General features: G+C 36.6%; 1 protein-coding gene. It reads left to right on the forward strand.

Annotation, left to right across the window (positions count from 1 at the left end):
* Positions 1-267 (forward strand): transposase (locus AB4180_RS22785; RefSeq protein ID WP_193836305.1); only part of this gene is annotated, 267 nt, incomplete at its 5' end.
* Positions 268-317 lie beyond the last annotated feature (50 nt).

Consider the following 317-nt stretch of genomic DNA (forward strand, 5'->3'; position numbering starts at 1 on the left):
ATTATGGATCAAGCGAGCTGGCATCAAACACATTTAGCCAATCATTTTAAGAACATCACGATAATCCATATCCCGCCATATTCACCAGAATTAAACCCGATAGAACAAGTTTGGCAATGGCTTCGACAATACAAGTTAGCGAATAGGTGTTTTGAAAACTATAACGATATAGTGAACTCAGTATGCAATGCTTGGAACAGTTTTTGTGAAGATAAACGCAGAGTCCAATCCCTCTGCTTTAGAGATTGGACTCGATTGGTAAGTTAATTAATGGAATTGGTATAACTACCTTATTTTTATTTCCAGCACAAAAAAGC

The organism is Vibrio sp. 10N.286.49.C3, from assembly GCF_041469545.1.
Taxonomy (GTDB): Bacteria; Pseudomonadota; Gammaproteobacteria; order Enterobacterales; family Vibrionaceae; genus Vibrio; species Vibrio tasmaniensis_A.